Below are 25578 nucleotides of genomic sequence, written 5' to 3' on the forward strand. Positions count from 1 at the left end.
GCAAGCGCGGAAGCTTCAGCACTCAAAGGATTTGCAAAAGGCATAAACCAGGATTATCAGGCAGTAAACCAAGCTGTCATTTCCACAATAAGCAATGGGCAAGTAGAAGGGCAAGTCAATAGACTCAAAACTATCAAAAGAAACATGTATGGAAGGGCGGGATTTGAACTTTTGAGAAAAATAGTATTGTCCAATTCTAGATAAATCCTTCACCAAAATTGACGAAGAACCAGTCATTGGCCCATTGATTTCCGTTATGACTGGCCCCCTATCATCCGTTTTCGCTGGCCCAGTATCGCCGTTATAGACAATTTGTTTTGAGTTCATTAATCAAGATAGCAACCGAAGGGGTACATCGATATAGTTTTTAGCAATTTTTTTTAATAGATTTATTAAGCGGTATGTTTTATGGGGTGTACTTTGGCACCCAGCTTCTATTTCAAAATCCACTGATAAGGCAAAGAGCAGGATATATAGTCAACCCGCCTGGGTTTTTGACTATATATCATGGTATGGAACAATAGGGAGTCTCACCCGGTAGTAGGGAGTTTAAAAGTAAAGCGGAGGCGCATGGTTGCGAGCAGTTACCATTCCCTCCCAACAAATATAAAAATCCTTTATTGTATAGCTGGAGCGCATAGGCTTGCGCTATAAGGTCTTTCTTACGATTAATCCAAAGGGGTTATTGATCTTGGTTAGTTTTCCGGTGATTACCATTTCGGCTGCTAGTTTACCCATTTCTTGGAAATCGGTGGAAAGTACGGTGAGCCCGTCCAGGATTATTTCGTTGATGGGGGCTTCATTATAGGAGATAATCCCGATATCTTGTCCGATTTTTAGATTTTTGGATTTGGCTTTCCGGATAAGCTCGATCAATTCGATATCCAACTGGCTATTAAGTACCAGATACACGTCCCCGGGGCTGATATCGATATGATTAATCAGCTGGTGCATCTCATGGTCCAGGGTGTGATCGGTACAAAATTTGGAGATTCCTTTTTGGATCATATGAGCATATAAACTCCCCGGAGCGGCAAGTACATGGATCTTATTGTATTTCTTGAGGTATTCCATACCCATCAATAGCCCCTTGTATACATCCTTTTCAAAGTCTTGGTAGACGGCCCCATAGTTGCCTCGAAGTTTGCCCATATGGCTATCCAGCAGAATCAACTTACGGTTGGGGACCTTTTTTAATAGTTTCAAAATGCGGTCCTGCACCTTCGGATCCTGAGAAAAGTGAGCCGTAATAATATAATAGTCGAATCGGCCTAGGTTTTCCTCTAATAGCGTTTCAAAAATATCGGGATCCTGGTTGTGCAGGTGGATGGTCATGTTGACCTGCTCCCCCACGTGCTCCGTAAATGAGCTATATAAGACGAACTTATAGGTGCTCAGCTTGTCGAAAAGCATTAATACCTTCGTTTTGTCGTCGCTTTCGTTGTGGGTGATATAAAAGCCCTTGCCATGAGCCGACTCCACCAGGCCCTTATCTCTTAATATAGAATATGCCTTTTTAACGGTTTCCTTAGAGATCGATAACTCCTGGCTCAGCTCATTCATGGAGGGTAGAAAGTCGCCATTTTGATAAGTACCCTCCTCTACAAGACTTTCGATACAACGAATAAGTTGCTTATATACTGGTACTTCTGTGAGTGTGTTGATTGAAATTTTTAGTGTCATATTGATGCTTAAAAAAAACTCTTAATGTAATGCTCTGATCCTTAGTTGTTTAGTCGATTTGTATAACAATTCAATGAAATTAAATAACATTCCTCTGGTTAATTCTATTTTTAATGTCTAGCTTTACACCACACTACACCACAGTTGTGGCGCTCTGGTGTAAAGAAATGTATAGTTAATAAATTTAACCCAAAGCATATGAAAAAAAGTATCCAATTGAAAGATTTGGGACCCAACGGCTCAAAGATGCTAAAGTTTCTTAAGGTTACAATAGTGTTTTTGTACTGTTTGAGTTTTTCCCAAGGGTTTGCGCAATCTACAGGGGTTTCCGGTACGGTGACCTATCCATCGGGAGAGGCCATTCCCGGTGTTACCGTTTTGATAAAGGGTACCGCAGTGGGTACCATTACCGATATTGATGGAAAATACAGTCTAGCGTCGGTCGATGCACAGGCCACGTTGGTGTTCTCCTTTGTAGGAATGAAAAATCAGGAGGTCCTACTAGCAGGGAAGTCTGTAGTGGACGTAAAGATGCAGGAAGAATCCAATAAATTAGAGGAGCTGGTAGTGGTCGGCTATGGTACGGTACAAAAGAAGGACCTTACGGGTGCTGTATCTTCCATAGGCGGGAAGGACGTGGCCGACAGACAGGCAGTACGGGTATCTCAAGCCCTCCAAGGGGCCATGGCTGGGGTGATGGTAACAAGAGGGAGTGGAGCCGCCGATGCTTCGTCGACTATCAAAGTGAGAGGGATAACCACCATTGGCGATAGCAGCCCGTTGGTCATTATTGACGGTATTCCCGGGACTCTTGACTGGGTCAACCCCAACGATGTGGAGAGTATCTCGGTGCTGAAAGACGCTGCTTCGGCTTCTATATATGGGTCTAGAGCCGCCTCAGGGGTGATTCTTGTAACGACCAAACGGTCTAAATCGGGCCAGTTGAGTCTGGATTATAATGCCGAATTCGGTGTGGAGAAACCCACCAGAGTGGCTCAATATGCCGGTGCGGTCGATTATATGAAGCTCACCAACGAACTAAAATGGAACGACAATAACAATACAGGTACTGAATATCCTGTATTTACTCAGGATGTGATCGAGAACTATTCTGCATTAAATGCCGAGAATCCCGACCTGTATCCTGAAACCGACTGGATGGACCTTATGCTAAAGAAACGTGCTCCACGGCAGAGCCATTCTCTGAGCCTGAGTGCAGGATCCGAAAAATTCCGGACCAAAGTATCCATGGTTTATGATAAAACCGAGGCCTTTTATACGGGCAAGAGTTATGATCGGGTGAATGTAAGTGCTAATTCGGACTTTACCATCAATCAGTTTTTGTCCCTTGAAGTGGATTTGAACGGCCTTTATTCCAAAAGCAAGAACCCATCTTCAGGTATATATCCAGCCATTGGGGTAGCGCCTATCTATGCTGCTACCTGGGCCGATGGACGCGTTGCAGAGGGTAAAACCGGTGTGAACCCCTATGCTAGGATGAATTATGGTGGATTCAACGATAATACCTCCAACGTCACTAGAGGGAAAGTAGCCTTGCATTTCCAACCGATTAAGGGCTTGAAATTGTCAGGGATATTTTCACCGCAAATGTATTCTTCTAAAGGGAAAGTCTTTAACAAACAGCTGGCGTATACGGATATGAGTGACCCGAACGTAACGGTCGGTTTTGTAGAAGGGCTCACCCAAACTTCCCTCAGTGAGTCTCGTAACGACAACTATAATATTACTACCCAATTCTTAGCCAATTATAATAAGAGCATCGGGAAGCATAATATCAACTTAATGGCTGGTAATGAGAACTATAAGTACTTCGCTGAGACCTTGAGTGCCTCTCGTAGTCAGTATGACCTTACTGCCTTTCCTTATCTTGACTTAGGTGACAGAAACTACCAGTACAATGGAGGGGGTGCCTATGAGAATGCCTATAATTCCTTCTTCGGACGGGTGATGTATAATTATGACAGCCGTTACTTCTTGCAAGTGAATGGCCGGTACGATGGGTCGTCGAGGTTCAACAAAGACTTTAGATGGGGCTTTTTCCCATCGGTCTCCGCGGGATGGGTCATTTCGGACGAAAAGTTTATTCAGCCTAATGCCGTGCTTTCTTTCCTAAAACTGAGAGCATCCTATGGTACGTTGGGTAATGAGCGGATTGGTAACTACCCTTACCAATCTACTATAGGCTTTAATAATGCGATATTCTATCAAGGAGGACAAACGGTATCGGCCCAAACGGCGGCCATTCAGAAATACGCCATCAGTGATATCTCTTGGGAAACGACCTCTTCAGTCGATTTCGGAATCGATGCTAATTTCTTAAACGACCGACTAAGCCTGACGGCCGATTATTATACCAAGACCACCCGCGACATGTTGCTCGCACTAGAAATTCCCGATTATATTGGTTTAGAGAACCCAGACCAGAATACCGGTAAGATGAACACCAAGGGATGGGAGATGGAACTTGGATGGAACGACAATATTAATGATCTAGGATACTCCGTTTCCTTTAATCTTTCCGATTCTAGGTCGACGATGGGCTACCTGGGTGGAACCCAATTCCTAGGGTCAAAAGTGAAATTTGATGGAAGTGAGTTTGACGAATGGTACGGGTACCGTTCCGAAGGGCTCTTCCAAACCCAGGACGAAGTAGACAACTCCCCAACGCTAAATGCGCAAGTAAAGCCTGGCGACGTTAAATATGCGGATATCAGCGGTCCTGACGGCATGCCAGATGGGAAAATCTCTGCCGAGTACGACCGTGTGTTATTAGGCGGATCACTACCTCGGTTCTTATACGGGGGTAACATACGACTTAACTACCATAATTTCGATTTTTCTTTGGTGGTACAAGGGATTGGTATGCAAAACGCCGAGGCAACGCAGTCGATGGTCATGCCTTTCCGTGCGGCCTATATAGAGGTTCCACAATCGATTATAGGGAATTATTGGAGTCATTATAACACGGACGAGCAGAACCTAAGAGCCAAATACCCAAGAGTGTCGAGCTTAGGGAATGGGAATAATTATTCTTTTTCGGATTACTGGCTGTTTAAGGGAGGTTATATGCGACTCAAAAACATAACCGTAGGCTATAATGTGCCCAGGGCCATCACCGAAAAAATTAAAATTAAGAATGCGAGAATCTATCTAAGTGGTTCTGACCTGTTTTCTATCGACAAATACCCTGCAGGGTGGGATCCTGAAGCTTCTTCCTATTGGATTCCTAAGTCGTTTATCGGTGGTATTTCTATCAAATTCTAGCATTAAAAATCTATGAAAATCAAAGCATTAATATATATACTCACAGGATTCTTCTTGTTTTCCTGTAACGATTTGGATCTGAATCCATTATCGGAGGGTTCTAGTGAAAGCTGGAATGCCAATGCCAGCGAATTGGACATGTCGGTCGCTTATTTATACGATATCGATTTTTGGGACGCGGAGCTTACCCGTACCAGCACCAGCACGAGTTTGTCGGGCTATGAGCTGGAATGGACCGACCGGTACACCGACGACTGGACGGCCAGGGCCTCGCTAAGCGATATTACCGGCGGAACCATCAATAGCCAGTCTAGCTTTGTAACCATTGCTTGGAAATATGCTTATACCTGCATCGCCGCCGCCAACCAGGTGATTGTTAGCCTAGATAAAGCTGCGGAGTCTGTTTCGGAAAGTAAGTTGAAGGAATATGAAGCCAAAGCACGGTTTGCACGGGCCGCCCAGTATGCCCGCTTGATATTCTTATATGGCGACGTACCCTATTATACCAACGTTTTAAGCATCGAAGAGGCTTTCTCTCTGTCTCGCACCGATAAGCAGACCATCCTGGAGGCCGTTTATGCGGATTATGATTTTGCAGCGGAGTACCTACCCATTACCTATGGTAGCAACGAACTCCTATTCCCTACTAAGGGGGCCGCTTTGGCTATGAAGTCCCGCATCGCCTTGTACATGGGCGATTGGTCGGTGGCCAGAGATGCCGCGAAGGCCTGTATGGACCTAGGTGTATATGAACTACACCCTGACTACAGTACCTTGTTTTTGTCCAAGACCAAAAATGCTACTGAAAACGTCTTCGCCATTCCTCGTTCGGTGGGGTTGGGGATTTACATTCCTAGAGGGGGACGTGCCAAAGAGCCTATTACCCGTATAGCCGGTGGTTTCTGCAATGGTGGTCCATCATGGGATCTCTTTTCGGCCTATCTATGTGAAGATGGCTTGCCTATCGATGAGTCGCCCTTGTACAATCCGCACGAACCATTCAAAAACCGTGACCCCCGTTGTACGGCTTCTATCGTCGAATTCCAAACCCCTTGGTTGGGCTTTATGTATCAGCCACATCCCGATTCGCTTACCGTACTGAATTTCAATACCGGTAAGTACCAAAGCAATGCCGACAGCCGTGGGGTGGGGCAGTATGCTTCTTATAATGCGCTAACTTGGAAAAAGAAATTGGATGAAGATTGGCTCGACTTGCTAACGGATCCTGACAATAGAATTATACGTTATGCGGATGTACTGATGATATATGCCGAAGCGAAAATTGAATTGGGCGAAACGGATCAGTCGGTGCTCGATGCTATGAATCAGGTGCGTGCTCGGGCTTACGGCGTGCCTTATACGGATACCTCGTCCTACCCGGCCATTACGGGTACCAATCAGGATGAGCTACGTAAAACCTTGAGAATCGAGAGACGTATGGAGTTTGCCTTCGAAGGACTGCGCTATGCCGACCTGATCAGGTGGAGACTGGCAGAGAAGGCCCTCAATACCCCCATTTATGGTATGTTGGAGCTGGACGATTTGCGCGAGCGGGTTGTTAAGCCTGGGTTGTGGTTCTTCCCTTCTACTCCTTCAATCGATGAGGATGGAGTGGCCGATTTCTCTGGAATGCATCAAGCCGGTCAGATAAATCTGTTAGTCGAACGTCAATTCGATCCTTCCAAACAGTACCTATGGCCTATCCCCGCCAATGAGATTCTGATCAACAAGAATTTGACACAAAATGCAGGATACTAGTCTTGCACCATGTATATTAAACCATCTACTTATCAAAATTTGGATTCGATGCACATCAGGAAAGTGTCTTTTAAATTAGTTCTCAGGATGCTGGGCTTTCTATTTTTCTTTGTTCCTACCGGGATTGTGGCCTATGGTCACGTCCCGGCAGGGCCTGGCCTTCCTGCACTACAGCGGGATACCACCACTATTAACCGGGTTGTTGACGTCGGCAGTACCAGCCGCAACTTCCCCAATCTGGTGGCTTACCGCAATACTTCGCTACAGAAAGCCCCAGCTCCCGTAATAGCAGAGGTGAGTGAAAAAGAATTGGGTAGACCCGAAATGACCCGTTGCTGGCTGAACCTAGACGAGATGTGGGATTACAGGACCGGCAAATACGACTTTAATTTTAAGATCGGAGTCGATAAGTATAAGGACGTTAAAGAAAAACATCGGGAGACTTGGGACTGGGAAATAGAAGCACCCATTAAATATTACGATTATCTAAAGTCCTTTAGCACGCGCAGCGATGAGATCATGCTCAACATTCGGCGCTATGAAAGGGATATATTAGATGGCACCCTGCCCATGACCATGCAGGATTGGAAAAAGGTGTTCAAGGAAGGGCTGAAGCATTACAAAATGCTGTATGCCAATATCCGCTACGTAGAGCTTGGCAATGAGTATGGCCACCGATTCTTTATGAAGGCTACTGATGAAGAGTATTACCAGTTCTACAGGCTAGGGTATGAGGCGGTCAATGAGGTGAATCAGGAGCTTGGGCTGGTGGGCAAGCAAAAAATACTGATAGGAGGTCCCGTGGTGACGGGAAGCTTCATCAAATCGCTTACCCGTTTCTTTGAACTGTATCAGCAAGACCCAACGGTAGGTAAGACGTTGGACTTTGTATCGTGGCACGAATATACCATTCCTGCCGTAGAGACGGCCTTTAGGGAAAAGCAAATTCGCAATCTGCTGAGCAAACATGGAATAGACGACCGGTTAGACCTCTTCGTTACCGAGCACAACCCCTATCATTATTCTGAAGACAAGCTCGAATATCACCATCAGAATGCCGCTGGACTCGTTAAGACACTTTATTTCTCGAGCCTTTACAGTCCCAACCTGAAAATAATGCCCTGGGTACTGTATCATAATTCCAAACTACAGACTCGTTTTATGTGGTTCGATGGGCCCAATGACCCGGAGACTACCTACGACCAAATCAAGATATTCCCTTCAGGGGTGTCTATGAAATGGTTGGCCATGCATCAAGGAAAGGAGATATTGGTCGACAACCTCGTAGATGGCACCGATCTGGTGATCGCCTCTCGGCAAAAAGATAAGGTTTTGGTGGAGGCCGTAAACTTTGGCTCTTCGAGACCCGTGATTTTAACTTTGAAAAATTTGAAGGAAAATTTTGGTTCCGAAAAAATATCTGTCAAAAAGTACCTCCTCGACAAGAAGCATAATAATGCACTGACGGACCCTAAGAGGACCACAAAAATCGATATTCTCGAAACTACGACCATCGACCTGAACACGGCCACCGAAGTGGTGTTAAGACAGGAGGCTGTCGAGACCGACGGTATCGTACTTTGGGAAATAGAAAAAACTAAATAGCTGGAGATTCAACTAATTTTTTGAAAACGGAACCCTAATACAATTTATGCAGGACTTATCCCCAACATCTCCAGAATCGAAAACCACCCAAGTGGATGCCAAACTACAACCCAACAAAGCCTATAAATGGGAGGTTTTGGGCTTGCTATGGGTCGCTTTTTTTATCAATCAAGCCGACCGCCAAGTCTTTAATGTAGTGTTGCCGCTTATCAAAGCCGACCTCGCACTTACCGACGTACAAGTAGGCTCTATAGCCACGGTCTTTAACCTAGTTTTTGCCTTGTTGGTACCCCTCTCAGGATATGTAGGGGATATTTACAGCCGGAAATGGATCATAGTGGTTAGCATACTGTTTTGGAGTGTGGCCACCATGCTTACTGGCCTCAGCAGTGGGGTAGTGATGCTGATCTTATTTCGTAGCGTAGCCACTGGGGGAGGAGAGGCCTTTTTTGGCCCGGCCAATTATGCCCTTTTGGCGAGCTACCACAAGAAGACCCGGGCCTTTGCCATGTCCATACACCAAACTTCTTATTACCTAGGCATCATTTTGAGTGGCTATGTAGCTGGGTATGTGGGCGAGCATTATGGATGGAGGAGCGCCTTTTATGTGTTCGGTGCCGTGGGGGTAATCCATGGGCTCATACTCATCTTTAGGCTCAAAGACAATAAGGTTTCGGACCAGCCGGTGGTTAAAAAGAAAGCCGATTTTCTGGTCGCCGTCAAGGTTCTGTTGGCTACGCCTACGGCCATTTTACTGACTGTGGCCTTCAGTGGATTGATATTCGTGCTGGTGGGCTACCTTACCTGGGCGCCTACTTATTTGTACGAAAAGTTCGGTATGAGCCTTTCGGAGGCGGGTTTTCATTCGATGTTCTATACCCATGCCTTCGCTTTTGTAGGCATTATATTGGCTGGGAAGTTCTCGGATCGGCTGGCCATCAAGGATCCAGGTAAGCGCCTCGTGATGCAGGCCGTAGGGCTGCTAGGCGCAGTACCCTTTATTATCGTTATGGGAAATGCCGAGTCCTTATTGATTATCTATATCGGCTTTGCCGGCTTCGGGTTCGCACGGGCATTCTTTGATGCCAATACCTATTCCGTCCTCTACGACGTCATTCCGGCCGAGTACCATTCTACGGTGTCCGGAATTATGATGATGACAGGATTTTCAGTAGGGTCCATTTCGCCTATGGCCTTAGGCTATCTGAAGCCTATTACGGGTCTGGCTTTCGGATTTACCCTGCTAGCAGCCGTGTGGGTGGTTTGTGGCATCGTACTGTTGGTGGCCTACCGTTATTACTTTAAAAAAGACTATGAAAATGCACACCAATCCTGATATGCTAGAAACTGCAGTACACCTGTATAAGGGATGGGAGGTCCATATACTAGAAAATAGATGGCTGAAACTATGCGTCCTACCAGCACTAGGTGGTAGGTTGATGCAAATAGAACTGGATGGCCATGAGTTTCTGTTCGTCAACAAGAAGCTAGAAGGTACCATGCCCAACGACGATGGTCTGGGTGAAAATGGTAGCTGGTTGAACTTCGGCGGAGAAAAGATCTGGCCTGCTCCGCAGGGCTGGGGGGCTACAGACCTATGGCCAGGCCCCCCCGATCCGGTGCTCGACAGCGGTGCCTATACCGTCAACGAAAAGTCGGATAACACTCCTGCTGCCTTAGACCTAACGAGCCTTTACGATGACCATACGGGACTGCAAATTGATAAAAAGATCATTCTGGCACCCAATCGATCGGAGATCACCGTTCAGGTGACCTTCAATAACAGGAGTGAAACAATAAGGGAATGGTCGATATGGCCTGTTATCCAGCTCAACACCCCCGAGGATTTTATGGGGGGGCGTTATTTTGTGACCTGTCCGGTCAATCCCATTAGCGATTTTCTGGATGGCTATAAGGTCATGCATGGGTTGGTTAATAACCCTCAAAATGGCATCGATGACCAGGGCAACTTTCTTGTCGAATACCAATATCTTACGGGAAAGGTAGGGCTCGATACCAATGCCAACTGGGTCGCTTTTTGTGATATCAAAAAGGGAAAAGTCTTTGTTACTACTTTCGAACACCAGCAAGACGCCAACTATCCAGAAGGCACATCGGTGCAGATCTGGACTCAGGGGCGAGGGATGATCTATTCGCGCAACAGAGTCTTGGAATATTCTAACGACCCCGAGCAAAACCCTCCCTACTTAGAAGTGGAATTGCTATCGCCCCTATACAAAATGCTTCCAGGTGAACAAGCTCACTTCGAATACAAAATGTCGATGTGTTCCATTCCTGCCCTGCAACAAATACATGCCGTCCATGAATATGGCGTGGTGGCAGTGCCCTTGAGGGCTGCCCTTTCTAAGGAAGGGGCGCTAACGGTGGTAGGTTCATTCGGTGTCTTTTGCCATGGGATAGCACGCTTGGTATTTAGGGATGGCGCCGGGGAGGAAATTTACATCAGCTCCCAGACTTTCTCTTGGAGAGCCGACCCCTTGGTGGGCTTGTCGGTGGCGTTAGAGACTACCGTCTCCATACCGGCAGAAGACGTCTGGGCTAGCCTGGAGTGGTACGATCAACAAGAGAATTTTATAGGAGCCCTTTATAAAACCAAAATATGCAAGAATTAAAAGATAAAATAGCGCTGGTAACAGGCGCAACCCGAGGATTGGGAAAGGGGATTGCTTTGGCACTGGCCAGGCAAGGGGCTACTATTATTGTCAATTATCCCCCTTTCGAATCGGAGCCTGTTACGGTGATCCAGGAGATCGTCGACCTGGGTGGACAGGCCAAGGCCATGATGGCGGATGTTAGCAATTATGAGCAGGTGCAACAGATGTTTCAGCGCATTAGTGCGGAATACGGCCAATTGGACATACTCGTCAATAATGCAGGAACGGCACAAGCCAAAGACATTTTTGAAATAGAAGAGGAAGATTGGCATCGGATCGTTGAAACCAATCTGTCGAGTGGATTTTATTGCAGCAAGATGGCCATGCAGATGATGCGAGAGCAACAGTCCGGGCGCATCGTGTTTATAAGTTCCATGGTAGCCCATCAGGGAGCCATTTTCGGTCATGTGCATTATTCTGCCAGCAAGAGTGGGCAGTTGGGCATGGTCAAAACCCTCGCCAGAACCGCTGCACGGCTTGGGATTACCGTCAATGCCGTGGCTCCTGGGATTATTGAAACGGAGCTGCTTTTTAAAACGCATGGAAAAGAGGAAGTAGGGAAATTGGCCGCCTCGGTACCCTTGGGGCTGGGAAGGCCCGACGACGTGGGCAATGCCGTGGCGTTTTTGTGTAGCTCCCAGGCACGCTATATTACCGGTGCTACCTTGGACGTGAACGGAGGAATGTATTTACGATAGAGTTCAAAGGAAATATAAACCCAAAAATCTAATACGATGATGCGATTAATTAAAAAAAGTTTGTTGCTAAGTGCAGTCATTGGATTGGCTACACTGGATGGGCATTCTCAAAATGAGCAGAACCAGACGGTCATGCCCGGTACGGCCCAAGGAGAAAGCCAGTTGCCTGAAGGCAAGAATTGGAAATTGGTATGGAGCGATGAATTTGATGGTGAAGAACTGGATAGGACCAAGTGGGATTACAGAATGCATATCATGCAAACACGCCATGAAACCTTTGCCAATGACGCGGCCAAGCTCGACGGCAAGGGAAACCTGCTACTGGGCCTTTACGAAAAAGATGGAAACTACTATTCTTCCCACTTACAAACGGGGAGCAACTATATGGATCGGCCGGGGAATCAGTACGGTAAATCTGCCTTAACTTGGCCCATTGCCGATCTGGAGCCTCCTAAGTTTACCCATAAATACGGTTATTATGAGATCCGTTGCAAGTTGCCTACACAGGAAGGTTGGTGGGCCGCTTTTTGGCTACAATCGCCGGTGATCGGCTCAACCCTCGATCCCCTCGATTCGGGCGTGGAAATCGATATTATGGAAAACTTCACCCGCGATGGCATCGTAAGCCAGAATATCCATTGGAATGGATACGGCACGAATCATGAGCATGAAGGTTCAGGGAAAATTAAACTTCGGCCTACCGACAACGACTTCCATACCTATGCCGTTCACTGGAGCCCTACCGGCTATGTGTTTTATATCGATGGCAAGGAATCGTGGCGTATTGCAGGGCCCGTTTCGCACCGCGAACAGTTTATATTGGTGTCTACCGAATGCAACGGCTACCGGGACGGAGGCCCTTCACCCATCTTGAAAAAAGCAAAGCTCCCCGATTATTTCGTTGTCGATTATGTACGGGTATACGATGAAATGCCCAATAAAACCAGCAAATAATATTTTAATTCAGGAATATGAAAATTACAGCCATCAAGACCTATATCTGCCATGCCTACCGCACCAACTGGGTGTTTGTGAAGGTATTTACGGATGTGGATGGCCTGCACGGGGTTGGCGAAGCCACTCTGGAATATAAGGAACATACCGTTGCCCAGGCCTGTCACGAGCTCGAAAGCCTGCTGATAGGCAAAGATCCGCACCGGATAGAGGAATTCTGGCATGCCGCCTACCGCGATGCCTATTGGCGTGGTGGTGCCGTATTGATGAGTGCTATTTCGGCTATAGAAATGGCCCTTTGGGATATTAAAGGCAAGGACCTCGGCGTGCCGGTGTACCAGTTGCTGGGGGGCAAAGTGCGGGACGCCATTGCCTGCTATGCCAACGGATGGTTCGCTCCTGCAAAAACACCGGATGAATTTGCCGAAAAAGCACGGGAGGCGGTGGCCCAAGGTTTCAGCGCCCTCAAATGGGACCCCTTTGGCTCCGCCTATCTACAAATAGGACGCCAAGAACTCAACGATGCCATGGCATGCGTGGGGGCAGTATACGACAGTATCAAGGACAAAGCCGATATCATTATTGAGGCCCATGGACGTTTCGACATACCCACGGCCGTGCGGATAGGGCAGGCCCTGGGCGATTTCGATATCCTGTGGTACGAAGAGCCCATCCCACCTCAAAACCTGGAGGGCTTGGCGGAAGTTAAAAGACGGATTTCCGTTCCTGTTTCCGCTGGAGAAAGGCTCTACAACCGCTGGGAGTTCCGTAGCCTTTTCGAGCAAAAAGCGGCGGATTTTATTCAACCCGACGTCAGCCATGCTGGTGGGATATCGGAAATAAAAAAGATTGCCGCCATGGCCGAAGCCTATCATATTCCGATATGCCCCCATAATCCTAGCGGGCCTGTGGCCAACGCCGCGACCTTGCAGCTTGCCGGCAACCTGCCCAATTTCTTTTTGCTCGAAACCATGAGTAGCGATGTGCCCTGGAGGCAAGAGATAGCCACCGAAGAAGTATCTTTTAAAGACGGTAAAATGCTGATTCCCGATAAGCCAGGTCTGGGCATCGATATCAACGAAGACGCCATCAAGAAATACCCTTATCAGGCCAAGGAGCTACGCCATTATAAGGGTACCCTGACGGACATTAGGCCTACCAATGCAAAAAGCTATTTTGAAAATTAGGCATTTCAAGATATGCGTTTAAGACGAAATCGATCCGAAAAACCGGATTGACAGAAGGACCTTAAGCCTATACGAGTATAATTGACCCGTATTCCGCTTAGAAAAAAACAGAATGTCCTATTACAGCGTCAGGCTTTGTAAGAAGACCGACACAGTTATAATGACTATTCCTAAACACCTTTAAATAATACCATGAAAAAGTACCTGTTTTGCCTTCTGATCGTCTTAACCATACCCTATGGTTTCGCTCAAACTACTGGATTTCTGGATGCCTCCACTTTCGGTTTTTCACCTGATGCCAGTGGCCTTGCCAATGTAAAGGCCCTGCAAAAGGCGGTCGATAGGGGAGGCACCATTATCGTGAGTCAGCCTGGCGTGTACCCTATGGCGGGTACCGTATATGTGGGTAGCAATACCACCCTCGACTTTGGGGACAATGTATTTCTTAAAAAAGTAAATGAAAAAGGCACCTTCACCCATGTATTTCTGAACAAAGGAGGGCTGACCAAGACCTACGACGAGCATATCACCATCAGAGGCCTCAGTATCATAGTGAACGGCCAGGACAAGGCCTTTACTGAAGTATATGGCCTGAGGGGTCAACTGGCATTTTTCTATACCAAAGACATTAAAATAGAGCGCTTTCGGTGCATGGATTTGGAACCCGCTCAGTTTTGCATTCATGTATGTACCTTCGAGGATTTGATTATCGACGACGTGATCATCAAAGGGAAGAAGGATGGGATTCACCTGGGAAGGGGCAAACGGTTTACCATCAAAAATGCCGTCTTCCAGACCTTCGACGACGCCATTGCCCTCAACGCCCACGACTATGCCACCTCCAACCCCGAGTTGGGCTGGATAGAAAATGGACTCATTGAAAACTGCCATGACCTGAATGCCGAAAATACCACCGGTTATTTTTGCAGGATTTTGGCCGGCGCATGGATCGACTGGAAGCCCGGCATGGAAGTACAGCAGTCCGATGCCGTCGTGTCCAACGGGAAGCTCTATCGGGTACAGAACAAGGCTGATGGTACCAACTATAAGTCCCTGACCCAACCCACCCACGACAAAGGAACGGTGACCCATGAAGGGATCAATTGGGGTGTGGTGCAGGACGATATTACCTATACCGCCGGGGTTCGCAACGTTACCTTTAGGAATGTATTTCTGGAAAAGCCTAGAATCGGTCTTTCCATCCATTTCGACACGGACAAATACAGCCGCTCCTACTACCCTGGTGCCGACATCCCCTTGCAAGAGCAGCTGACTTTCGACCAGATACGGGTGTTACACGACAAGCCCATCCCCTTTGTGGTGGTGGCTACGCCGGTCAATTATATCGCCATTACCAACTCCAGCATCCGCAATAATGGTATCAAATTCTATAGCAACAAGGCCATGTCCGATTACCTCAAAACGAATATATTGATTCAAGGTAGTTCCTTCGACGTGGACGGACCTATGGAACTCATCAAAAACGATGTTGCCGGGAAAGAGATTCACCTAAAGACCTTCGGCAATATGGCCCTTCATAAAAACTTTAAGGCCAAAATTGTAGGCGATACTAGCCAAATACAGGTTGAATCGGAATTGGTGGAGTAGCGGTACCCGCTTGCTGTATGGCCGGGAGGGATATTTATCCGACTCGGTTCCGCTGATATTTTAAAAGGGCCTTAATTGGGCCCTTTTTACTTTTAGAACCGCTGGGGTTCTACTTCCCAGGCTTTCACGTAAAGGGCTACACCCCTAATACGATAGAAGCTTCAATGTCCAATTTTCGACTTATTTCTCGAGCCACTTTTAAGGTCGGTTCGCTCTTTCCATTGAGATATTCGCTAATTCTCGAACTGCTGATGCCTAAATAATCAGAAAGTGCTTTTTGACTCAAGCCAAGCTCATGCATTCTCAGTTTGATGGCCTCTGGCAAAGTAGGGGGCAATACCGGAAAGTGAGCTTCTTCGTAATCCGCAACTAAATCGGAGAGGATATTCAATTCTATAAAGCCTTTCGCCTCAGGATTCTCTATATTTTCTGGGCTAGAGAGCAAATCTTCAATTCTTTCCAATATGACGTGATAGTCTTTTTCTGATTTGATCATGATTTAGATATTTCGAATGTCCTTAATTTTGTCGTATTCCTCGTGTGTTCCGATAAAACGTATATATACTTTGCTGGCTTTGAAGGAAATGATGGCAATCAGGCGATATGAATTCCCTTTGATATTGAAAACGAAGCGATTGTTTCCTACAAAATCTACTGAATTGAAATCCTTCTTGATATCGTTTATGGAACCCCATATTTTTTTACTGGTAACAGAATGCCAGAATCTTAAGGGCGTTTCTGAGTCAGGATGCTTTTCGGAAAATTCCTTTATTCGCTGGTAAGTAACAACACGCATCCTGTCGTAAGTTTTGATATTTGTAACAAAAATACAAAATATAAATCATTTGACATTCTTATGTATGAATTATTAGTCAGTACAAACGTATTTATAAATAGGAATCGTAGTTTTATTAGATACCTGAGTTCGATTATAAAGATTGGCTGATTTGATTGGTTTCTTGATTGTCGTGTCTTATGGAAGGTTTTTGGAGAAGAAGCAGGAGACAATAAGTCCAGCCAACACATTAGTCACTAATTTGGCGAATGACCCATGTCTGGAATGTTCAGTTTCACAAATGTTTTTAAGCTCATCGTTGATGGGTTCAATTATTGACCATTTTCTAAGCAGAATTTTTTCCGAAAAATCTAATAGGCAGTTCCTCATATTGGTGCGGATCCTGGCTATTACAATGAAGACCATCCATAAATAGCAGATTGGCAATTTCTTTGGAGAAAAAGCCTTTATCATTGTATAGTTTTCCAACAGTATCTTTTACACACTTAATACGATAGAAGCTTCAATATCCAATTTTCGACTTATTTCTCGAGCCACTTTTAAGGTCGGTTCGCTCTTTCCATTGAGCTATTTGCTAATTCTTGAACTGCTGATGCCTAAATAATTAGAGGTTGTTCCATACGCATAGCCGCATGATGTAGGTATTACGAATCGCCATGATCTTATCGGATTTCTGGTGAGTATCGGTTAAACGGATTTATGATTGGCAAATTCGCTCTTAGTTATTGTTTTATGCCCAAAATTCGAAATAAGAAAAGCTTGTTTGAATGATTAATTAATACCAGACAAAGTATATTTCACATACTCTGTCTGGATTAATTTGCTTAGTTACTTTGTTCTTCTTTTTGCTTGATAAAATAGGCGTTCATACTATACTCTGATGCTGCAGCCCATTTTTCGTTGACCTTGGGAAGAAAGGCCTTGAGCCGTTGTTTTATCTTAGTATATTTTTTGTTGCCGGCCTCATTATACCATTCGTTTGGATCGGTTTTAAGTAGGTATAGCTCTTCTGACCCGTCTTCATAATGAATGTAACGGTAATCTGAGGTGCAAATGGCATGGTTATTCCGGGCCCAGGTAGTAATGGTGGGGTATTCCCATTCGGTGTTTGGCGCCAACAGAAGTGGACTTAAACTTCGAGCCTCAAGGTTTTTATTTTGCAGTAAGTCGCATAAATCCGTTAGGGTAGGATATATTGAAAATAATTCAACAGGGACATCTATCTTAACATTATGAGGCAATCCAGGTCCAGAAAAAATAAGTGGAGCCGCCGTTGCACTATTCCATAGGCACATTTTGGCGAATGTCCCCTTCTGGCCCAATCTATATCCATGATCGGACCAAAGTACAACAATGGTATTGTCGGCATAAGGACTGTTTTCTAGTGCATTTAATACCTCCCCTACATAGTGGTCTACGAAGGATACGCTAGCCAAATAGCCGTGAAGAATGTCTTTCCACTGACCGGTCTCAATGGCCCAGTCGGTGGTGGGCATCATAGGGAGGTCGTCCACTTCCAGGGCAATCGCCGGTAGATCATCGCGATCACTTTTAAGATAGGGGGGCAAATGAATTTTGTCCTTGTCATAAAGGTCAAACCACTTTTGAGGGACATACCAAGGTACATGAGGACGCAAGAAGCCGACGGAAAGGAAAAATGGACGATCATAACTCCTATGAAGTCGTTCTACCGCCCATTGGGCAGATTTGTAATCGGGCATTTGTTCGTCCGTTTCAGGAAATGCGCCCCAATCCGTGGAGGTTTTCTTTTGATCCCAATGAAAATTCACCTTGGGTTTAGGGCCAAATCCAGGTACCCTGCCCCCACTTTCATCGAGTACTCCATCGGGGGCATGTTCATGGAAAATTTTCCCTACACCCATTGTATAATAGCCGGCGTCTTTAAAATACTGCTGCAAAAAAGTGGACTTTTGAGTTGCGGCGTTCACTTCTTTGATGGCATTGTCGTCGATCATACCATAAATGCCCGAGGTTGATGGCCTCACTCCAGTCATCACGGCTGTTCGAGACGGGCCGCACATCGGCGACTGGCATTGGGCATTTGTAAACAAGACTCCTTTATTAATGAGCTTGTCTAGGTTAGGCGTAATGGCATCGGGATGTCCCATACCACCAATGAAGTCGTTCAAGTCATCCACAGAAATCATCACGATATTGGGCTTGATCTGCTTTTGAGAGTAAACAGCCTGAGAACTCAAAAGTCCCAATAATAGCATACAGCGCAGTACAATCATAACTCTCTAATTTGTATTTAATTGGCCTTATTTTCAATAACCTGGATTTTGCTCCCAGCCATTTAATCTTATTTCGTTCAAAGGTAGGGGCAGTAAGTAATCGCGTTGTAAGTCCACATTCCGGGGTTCATAAGAGTCTGCCGAAGTAAATACTTCACTCAAGTTTTGCCAGCGCTGAATATCAAACCATCTTTTAAATTCGAAGGCGAGCTCCAAGCGGCGTTCTTCCCGTACCAAATGTATAAAATCTTCGTTGGCAATACCTGCTTGTACGTTTTCGGGGAAGCTATTATTGGAAGCACCATTGAAACGGGCCCTGGTTCGTATGAGGTTGATGTAACCAATGGCTTCATCGGTTGCACCCTCCGTTTCGGCGATGGCTTCTGCTGCCATTAAAAGTACGTCAGCATATCTGTAAATATGATAATCATTATCGGCCCTACGGTCATCACCAGCGTCCTGAGGCCCGGGATAGCGGTAGTATTTGGCAATATGGGGGCGGTTTACAGGGACTTGGGTAACGGCCTCAATAATTGATACTTTCTGGCCGTTAATCATAACACTGTCATCCATACTAACCGCCCTTCTATAGTCGCGTGCATCCCAACTTTGATATACCTTCAAGGTAGGTACCACCACGGAAAGGCTACGCGGTAAAAGACCCCTTGGTCTGGTCTGGGAAATGAGCCAGTCAAGATTTATATTCCCAGCCCCAAGAAGATTGTTCTGCCAATCTACCACAAAAATTGGTTCCTTTAGAGAACTGGCTAACTCACCTCGGAAAAGATTCTGATAGTCCTTTTCAAGGCTATAGTTGTACTTCCCACTCGCATTGGTAATTACATATCGGGCCTGGGTGGCAGCATCGGTGAAGTTTCTCTGAGTAAGGTATACGTCGGCCAAGACAGTTGCCGCAGTTCCCGAGGTAGCCCTGTTTCTTACATCTCCAGTGTGTTGACTTGGCAGGTGTAGTTTCGCATAGAGCAAGTCTTCCTCTACCGATTTGTAGATTTCTGCTACAGGGGTTCGAACAGCACCTTGTAGCTGAGTGGTGGTTTCGATAGGTGTATTTAAGTAAGGTACGTCACCGAAAAGTCTGATCAGGTTGAAATAGGAAAATGCCCGAATAAACCTTGCCTCGGCTTCTAGGCTATTCTTCTTTTCGGTTTCTCCATTCACCATCGGCAGGGCGGCCAGTGTGGTATTTGCTGCCGAGATAGCTCTAAAAAAGGCCTCCCAAACGCTCGCTGATATATAGTTTTGCGAATCCATATCGAACTCATCGATTTGCCGTCTTACCGCCTCGGTGCCCAAATCGCCAATAGCCGACATATCACTGCGGAGCATCAGCACTAATGGTAATTCCCGACCATATAGATCTTGAGAGACAAACTGACTGTATCCTCCAAATATACCAGCTTCCACATCACTTAAACTTTTGAAAAATGATTCAGGGGCTAGAAGTCCTTTGGGGTCTTCTTCCAAATTGGTGCAACCCGCCAGTAAACTAATGGTTAGGATGCTGCTTAAAAGTATTTTATTGATTTTCATATCTATTTCTTAAGAAGTGGTTTTAAAAAGTAATATTCAGGCCTAACGTGTATGATTTTACATTGGGATAGCTATCGTAATCTCCCCCTAAATTGACATTACCACTTCCCTTATAGGCTACCTCCGGGTCCACTCCTGAGTATTTTGTGAAAGTCAGGACGTTTTGGCCACTTATATAGATCCGAGCATTGCTTAAATGTACTCGGGAAAGTATGGACTTTGGAAAATTATAACTTAGCGCTATATTTTTCAGGCGCACATAAGAACCATTTTCTATAAATCTGGTTGAAGAATGATTCGTTCTGTCCGTTGTTGCCTTGGGAATATCGGTATCGGTATTGGTAGGAGTCCAGCGGTTCAATGCATCGGTAGAGGCATTGGTTATTCCATTTAACTGGCCCAATTCCATAGCCGTGAAGTTAAATAGATCGCCACCAATACTCGATTGGAAAAATATGTTAAGGTCGAAACCTTTGTAGGATAAATCGTTACTTAGGCCGAGCAGGTAGTCAGGATTAGGGTTGCCTATGATCGTGCGGTCATTGAGGGTAAGCACACCGTCGCCATCGAGGTCCCGGAACTTCTCACCTCCTGCAACCTGTTCGAACCCTGCGCCGGGTATGAAACTATCGCCTTCTTGATATACCCCGTCATATATAAACCCAAAAAAGCTTCCGACCGGCGATCCTTCCCGAAGAATAGACGTGTTCCCTGGCCTAAGTACGCCTGGTGCACCACCAAATTCCCTGTCAAGTCCACCTGGCAGGGACAATACCTTGTTCCTATTGACGGTAACGTTAAAATTGGTCGTCCATCTAAACTGGCCCACCAGATTTCGGGTGTTTATTGCAAATTCCACCCCTTTGTTTTCAATGTCTCCAAAATTCTCAGTTCTGCTGGTATAACCAGAGAAAGAAGTAATAGGTACAGTAAAGAGCAGGTCAGAGGTTTTCTTAATATAATAATCGGCTGACAGGTTAATTCTACTATCTAAGATATCAATATCGGTACCTATATTGAACTGTGCGGTTGTTTCCCAGGTCAAATCTTTATTGGCTATGGCAGTGGGTCTTACGGCGTTTAGGACGGTACTTCCACTTGAAAAAAGGACGGGTGAGATCCTTGAAAAAGATTGATACGGACCAATAGCTTGATTTCCAGTTAGCCCATAGCTAGTTCTAATTTTAACCGCTGTAATAATTTTATTTTGTGGAAAAAACGCTTCTTTTCCTAGATTCCATGCAAAGGCTCCTGATGGAAAAAATGACCATTTGTTGCCTTCACTAAACTGAGAGGCCCCATCATAACGGCCCGTAGCTGTAAAAATGTACCGATCTGAAAAGTTATAGTTTAAACGGGAATAATAAGATACAATCTCCGATGTAGTTGTATTTGAACTTGCTGGTTGCCAGTTGGAACCCGCATCTAAATTCCAAAAGCCAAATGCATCAGTTATAAATCCTTTATTTGTCGCAGAAAAAGTCTCATAATCAAATTTCTGATAGGAGTATCCCGCTACCAATGAAAGAGTATGTATCTTGTTGAGCGTCTTATTATAATTAAAATAATTTTCATTGAGAAGGTTCGATCTCCTAACGGTTGTAAGTCGCCCTGCGCCATTACTAGCAATGCCATCAGCTGATAGTCGATTGTCGTATTGTCCATTTCTACTGTTTATAAAACTGAATCCTAGGGTAGAGTTAAAATATAGACCATCTAATAGGTTATATTTTAATTGTAAATTGGATTGGACATTCTCAGTAATATTTTCAATATCTCGACCATCAATCACCGCTCTAGGGTTTTCATAGGGGGCCGTCCCTACATTGCTGGTGGTATAGACTCCATTTTCATCCAGGATCCCACGGTTGGGTTCAAATCTTTGGGCCGAGGCTATAACTCCAGCCGTATTAGCTCCGTTTGAATTTTGTGTATACACCCCATCTTGTTTTTCACGACGTAGAAACGTGCTGAAGTTAAGATTTAGCCGTTTTGTAGCGGCGATATCGATTTTAGAGTTTAATGAAATCCGATTATAATCCGAAGTTTGTATGATCCCTTTTTGATTGTAAAGTGCTCCCGATACGTAATATTTTACTTTGTCGGTACCTCCAGAAACGGACAATTGATTATTTAGAATCGCTCCTCGCCTGAAGATCAAATCTTGCCAGTCGGTTTCATTGCTCAGATCATTAGGGTCGTAATATAGCGTACCTCTCGATTCATTGATGTATTCGGCATAGTCTCTTGCCCCTAACACCGACTGTCGCCCTACTTCCTTTTGGATCGAATAGGAGCTTACAAAATTGATTTTGGGTTGACCTAACACTCCTGAGCGAGAAGTTACCATTACGACCCCGTTAGCGCCTCTAGAACCGTAAATGGCTGTTGCGGATGCGTCTTTTAATATTTCAATAGAAGCAATGTCTTCAGGTGGGGGCATTACACCGCCTACAATACCATCGACAACAAAGAGTGGGTCACTACTCGCGTTGATAGATGTGGCTCCTCTCACTCTAATCTTATATCCCGCTCCGGGTTCTCCATTTACCGCCTGAATTTGAACGCCTGGAGCCCGACCTTGCATGGCTTGCACCGCGTCCTGAGCAGGATACGCAGTCAGTTGTTTCTCTCCAACACTGGCAACCGAACCCGTAAGGTCACTTTTCTTTTGGGTTCCATACCCCACCACTACCACTTCCTCAAGGGTCTTATTGTCGGTTTCTAAAGTTACATCGAGGCGCGTTTGATGAAGCAGTGGAACTTCTTTTTGAATAAACCCTACATAACTAAAAATAAGTACCCCCTCTAGGTCAGGAATATTGAAGGAATACGCCCCGTTTATATCCGTAAGCGTTCCCCTCTGGGTGCCCTTTAAAATGATGCTCACCCCTGGTAAACCTTCCCCTTTTTCGTCGCTCACCGTACCCGTAACGGTGATGTCCTGGGGTTTTTGTTTTTGCTCCATGGCCCGGGCCTGGGAATTGGACTTGGTGCCCGTAGCTGTTTTTTTAAGTATTATAAACTCCCCATTGATATGATATTCAATATGATAGGGTGTTAGGAGTTCTTCTAAAACTTTCTCTAGGGTCTCGTCCTTTAGTTTTAACGATACCTTGGTTTCGGCCGGAAAAATCCCAGGTAAATACGTAAACTTAATATTGGATTTTTTTTCTATCGCTAACAGGGTTTTGTCAATTTCCTTGTTGAGTACCTGTATACTCAAACGGCGGTTTAACAGCTCCTGGGCCTTACCGTCCTTTGCAATGGCCAGGCTGGCCATGAGCAAAATAGTCAGAATGGGGATCCCTAATATTTTCATTATTAGTCTGGTTTTTGAACGACTATTGAAAAACTTTTCCATACTTTTACAGTTGTTTTATTTTAATAGATTTTAAAATAGGGCAATACATTCCCTGCTTCCTGTTATCAGGAATTTCGTTTTATTAGATGATTCGGGGATTTTGGGCTGGAAGCGCTGCCACGCTTCCAGCTCTTTTTACGCTGTTTACATGAAGGGTTATAGGGTTTAGGTTGTCAAAAATTTTAAAGATTACAATCTCCTCCCGAGATAATAATATCGGTTCCAAATACTTCATAAGTTGCCCCAACGGTTTGACAAATAAGGTCCAGTCTTCTAAAAAGAGTCAAGTCGCTCAAAGGGGCCGTAATTTTGCATTTCTTAAAAACTTCCTGATCGTATTGTATATTCACCCCATAGGTGTTTTCCAGACTCAGTAAGATTTCATGGACAGAAGTGTTTTTAAAATCAAAATTTAGTTTCTCTTTAGCTCCAATCAATTCTATGGGTTGTTCGACAAGGCCTTTGGTCAAGGTTTTCGTCTGCGTATCGAAAACCACCTGCTGGTTGGGAGTAAGAAAAATAGATGGATTGGCTTCAAACTTTCCAGCCTTGTCCGATGCGACGAAAACCTGTACTTTTCCTGAGGCTACCATTACATTGTTCTGTGGCGCATCTTTAGCGGCTGTCACATGGAAGCTCGTCCCGATGACCTTGACGACGATTCCCCCTGCGAATACCATAAATGGCTTTTTCATGTCTTTGGTCACCTCAAAATAACCTTTACCGTCCAGGTAGACTTTTCGAAACTCGTTGCTGAAATCGGTATATCGGATTACACTCCCCGGCTCAAGCAGGACCGTAGACCCATCCTGAAGTGTTACATTTCGTTGAGAGGAGGTATTATTTGTCTCTTCGGCCCATGCCGGGTCTAATTCCTGACTATGTGCTTCCATTTCGATAAGGGCAGGGGAAAAGAAGGATTGGACACTCCAGACCAATCCCACTGCTACTAGCAGGAAGGCAGCAGCAGCCATCCACCATTTTATAGGGCTAGGGGAATGACCAGCACTTTCTAAATCATATTGCTCGTTGGACAATTGGACTTCCTCCCAAATTTGGCTCTTTAGGCCTTCTTCTGGTAGTTCTTGGCTATGCTGTAATCCTAATAATATCGATTTGGCTACTATTATTTCATTCGATTTCTCAGGATACATGGTGATCAATTTCAGCCAATACGCATCGTCCTTAGGTCCCTGCGACAGTACCCAGTTCCTAAACCGATCATCTTGAAGAAAATCTTCAGTTGTATAGTTTCTATAATTTTCCAATGGACTAATTTTGGCTGACTTTTGTATTATACAATTATAAAGGATGCTTTAATTGAGTTGTCCCAAAGAATGATCATAAATTTTTAGAAAAATGAACAATTTTCACTCAAACGATCATCATCATGCCGATAGACATCTACTTTCCGAAGTGCTAGGGATGTTACCGGTGTAGGGGAGTCTAGTAGTAGGGAAGAAACTAATTTAACAGAATTAAGCTGATAATGGACTGATAGGAGAGTGATTTGAGGTGTTTGCGAAGCAGACTGAGGGAGTTTGTTAAGGTATTGCGCACGGTCTTATTGGAAATATGCATGATATCGGCTATCTCGCTGATGCTAAAGTTTTCATAGTACCGTAGGGTAATCGCTTCTAACTGACGCTTCGGTAATTTGGCCAGTACCTTCGCCAACCTCTGACTTAAGGCTGGGTCATCAAAAATATTCGGGACATCATCGAAGGCTTCTAGCTCTTGGATGAATAATGATTCCAGGTCTATTTTTTCAATATTCTTTTCTTTCTGTCCAATTCTATAAAAATCACGACGCAAACTTCGAAACAAATAGAACTTAATATTGTCGACAGGAGATAGTCTTAAACGGGTCCTCCACAGGGTTATAAACAAATCCTGGATGGTATCTTCGATTCTTGTTTCGTCTTGTAAAAACTTTTTACCATAGGCATAAAGGACATCAAAATACCGTTCATAAATCTGGGCGTATGCTGCCTTATCCCCTTTACAGAAGGCCGCCCATAATTCCGAATCTTGATGATATGGTAACTTCAATGGTATCGTATTTTATTTTTACCAGTTTATAAAAGTAGCTATTTTATAGAAAAATAACAGTTTTTGCTGTAAAACTCCTGTTTTTTGGTCGCCATAGTGTCTTTTAA

Annotated in this window: 19 protein-coding genes; 10 read left to right on the forward strand and 9 right to left on the reverse strand. The window is 45.0% G+C overall.

The features are described from left to right. Window positions 1-204 (forward strand): transposase (locus tag CLV98_RS21610; RefSeq protein ID WP_146202321.1); only part of this gene is annotated, 204 nt, incomplete at its 5' end. A 444-nt stretch (window positions 205-648) separates the two neighbouring features. Here CLV98_RS21610 and CLV98_RS21615 read toward each other — a convergent pair. Next, entirely contained in the window at window positions 649-1683 is a 1035-nt protein-coding gene (locus CLV98_RS21615) for a GntR family transcriptional regulator (protein WP_109677948.1), read from the reverse strand. Window positions 1684-1881: 198 nt separating this feature from the next. Between CLV98_RS21615 and CLV98_RS21620 the strand changes: the two genes are divergently transcribed. The 9 genes from CLV98_RS21620 to CLV98_RS21660 all read left to right on the forward strand — a co-directional run bounded on the left by CLV98_RS21620 (window position 1882) and on the right by CLV98_RS21660 (window position 15453). Beyond that, the gene (locus CLV98_RS21620; protein WP_229203522.1) at window positions 1882-4968 is read left to right on the forward strand and encodes a SusC/RagA family TonB-linked outer membrane protein; all 3087 of its coding nucleotides are present in this window, start codon (window positions 1882-1884) and stop codon (window positions 4966-4968) included. Between the two features lie 12 nt (window positions 4969-4980). Further along, complete coding sequence (locus tag CLV98_RS21625) at window positions 4981-6726, forward strand: RagB/SusD family nutrient uptake outer membrane protein (protein WP_109677951.1); 1746 nt, start codon at window positions 4981-4983, stop codon at window positions 6724-6726. Between the two features lie 48 nt (window positions 6727-6774). Beyond that, window positions 6775-8331, forward strand: coding sequence for a hypothetical protein (locus CLV98_RS21630; RefSeq protein WP_158281308.1), 1557 nt, complete (start codon window positions 6775-6777; stop codon window positions 8329-8331). Window positions 8332-8377: 46 nt separating this feature from the next. Continuing rightward, on the forward strand, window positions 8378-9667 hold the full coding sequence (locus tag CLV98_RS21635; RefSeq protein WP_109677955.1) for an MFS transporter: 1290 nt from the start codon (window positions 8378-8380) through the stop codon (window positions 9665-9667). Then, window positions 9651-10964, forward strand: a complete 1314-nt coding sequence (locus CLV98_RS21640; protein ID WP_158281309.1) for a DUF4380 domain-containing protein — start codon at window positions 9651-9653, stop codon at window positions 10962-10964. The genes CLV98_RS21635 and CLV98_RS21640 overlap by 17 nt, the downstream gene beginning before the upstream one ends. Next, window positions 10952-11704, forward strand: coding sequence for an SDR family NAD(P)-dependent oxidoreductase (locus CLV98_RS21645; RefSeq protein ID WP_109677958.1), 753 nt, complete (start codon window positions 10952-10954; stop codon window positions 11702-11704). The genes CLV98_RS21640 and CLV98_RS21645 overlap by 13 nt, the downstream gene beginning before the upstream one ends. Before the next feature lie 36 nt (window positions 11705-11740). Then, the gene (locus tag CLV98_RS21650) at window positions 11741-12658 is read left to right on the forward strand and encodes a glycoside hydrolase family 16 protein (RefSeq protein WP_109677961.1); all 918 of its coding nucleotides are present in this window, start codon (window positions 11741-11743) and stop codon (window positions 12656-12658) included. A 17-nt stretch (window positions 12659-12675) separates the two neighbouring features. After that, a complete protein-coding gene (dgoD, locus tag CLV98_RS21655) occupies window positions 12676-13845 on the forward strand; it encodes a galactonate dehydratase (RefSeq protein ID WP_109677963.1) in 1170 nt (389 codons plus the stop codon). 192 nt (window positions 13846-14037) lie between these two features. Beyond that, complete coding sequence (locus CLV98_RS21660) at window positions 14038-15453, forward strand: glycoside hydrolase family protein (RefSeq protein WP_109677965.1); 1416 nt, start codon at window positions 14038-14040, stop codon at window positions 15451-15453. 136 nt (window positions 15454-15589) lie between these two features. Here the strand turns inward: CLV98_RS21660 and CLV98_RS21665 are convergent, their stop codons facing one another. From CLV98_RS21665 to CLV98_RS21705, 8 genes are all read right to left on the reverse strand, one after another. Next, window positions 15590-15949: a helix-turn-helix domain-containing protein gene (locus CLV98_RS21665; protein ID WP_109677967.1), complete on the reverse strand. Its 360-nt coding sequence runs from the start codon at window positions 15947-15949 to the stop codon at window positions 15590-15592. A 3-nt stretch (window positions 15950-15952) separates the two neighbouring features. Next, a complete protein-coding gene (locus CLV98_RS21670; RefSeq protein WP_109677969.1) occupies window positions 15953-16249 on the reverse strand; it encodes a type II toxin-antitoxin system HigB family toxin in 297 nt (98 codons plus the stop codon). Window positions 16250-16426: 177 nt separating this feature from the next. Further along, window positions 16427-16702 (reverse strand): transposase, encoded by a 276-nt coding sequence (locus CLV98_RS24225; protein ID WP_109677971.1) that lies wholly within the window; start codon window positions 16700-16702, stop codon window positions 16427-16429. Window positions 16703-17073: 371 nt separating this feature from the next. Then, window positions 17074-18504, reverse strand: coding sequence for a sulfatase (locus CLV98_RS21685; RefSeq protein ID WP_211320100.1), 1431 nt, complete (start codon window positions 18502-18504; stop codon window positions 17074-17076). Between the two features lie 33 nt (window positions 18505-18537). Then, window positions 18538-20055 carry a RagB/SusD family nutrient uptake outer membrane protein gene (locus CLV98_RS21690; protein WP_109677973.1) on the reverse strand — a complete coding sequence of 506 codons (1518 nt, stop codon included), beginning with the start codon at window positions 20053-20055 and terminating at the stop codon, window positions 18538-18540. Between the two features lie 22 nt (window positions 20056-20077). Beyond that, window positions 20078-23377, reverse strand: a complete 3300-nt coding sequence (locus CLV98_RS21695; protein ID WP_109677975.1) for a TonB-dependent receptor — start codon at window positions 23375-23377, stop codon at window positions 20078-20080. Window positions 23378-23601: 224 nt separating this feature from the next. Then, window positions 23602-24687, reverse strand: coding sequence for a FecR family protein (locus CLV98_RS21700; protein ID WP_109677977.1), 1086 nt, complete (start codon window positions 24685-24687; stop codon window positions 23602-23604). Between the two features lie 196 nt (window positions 24688-24883). Continuing rightward, the gene (locus CLV98_RS21705; RefSeq protein WP_158281310.1) at window positions 24884-25471 is read right to left on the reverse strand and encodes an RNA polymerase sigma factor; all 588 of its coding nucleotides are present in this window, start codon (window positions 25469-25471) and stop codon (window positions 24884-24886) included. Window positions 25472-25578 lie beyond the last annotated feature (107 nt).

Origin of the sequence: Dyadobacter jejuensis, assembly GCF_003149085.1 — a bacterium.
Classification (GTDB): domain Bacteria; phylum Bacteroidota; class Bacteroidia; order Cytophagales; family Spirosomataceae; genus Dyadobacter; species Dyadobacter jejuensis.